The sequence below is a fragment of the Enterobacter sp. K16B genome, assembly GCF_020216105.1.
GTDB lineage: Bacteria > Pseudomonadota > Gammaproteobacteria > Enterobacterales > Enterobacteriaceae > Enterobacter > Enterobacter sichuanensis.
This window is the reverse complement of the sequence record NZ_JAIWJZ010000233.1, coordinates 1-227: the sequence shown is the minus strand read 5'-3', so window position 1 is coordinate 227 and position 227 is coordinate 1. Positions and strand designations below refer to the sequence as shown.

At 57.7% G+C, this 227-nt stretch carries 1 protein-coding gene; it reads right to left on the bottom strand.

The window, feature by feature from the left end:
* On the bottom strand, positions 1–227 hold a 227-nt coding region (locus LDK53_RS22895; protein ID WP_225288159.1), incomplete at both ends, for a DUF2345 domain-containing protein.

Sequence of the window (227 nt, the reverse complement as noted above, 5' to 3'; positions counted from 1 at the left end):
CTCTGTCCACCAAACTTCTGCCACACCGCCCCGCGCTCGATGATTTTGTCCGGCGCCGCACACTCCACCGTTCCGTCCGCTATCCGGATATATCCCCCGCCGCTCGTCAGTACTATCTCCTGCTTCGCACTGATGATGAGTTTTCCCTCACTGCTGCTGATGCGGATATCCTTCAGCGCATCCAGCGTCATCTCATCTCCCTGTGCCTGGATCTCCACCTTCCCTTT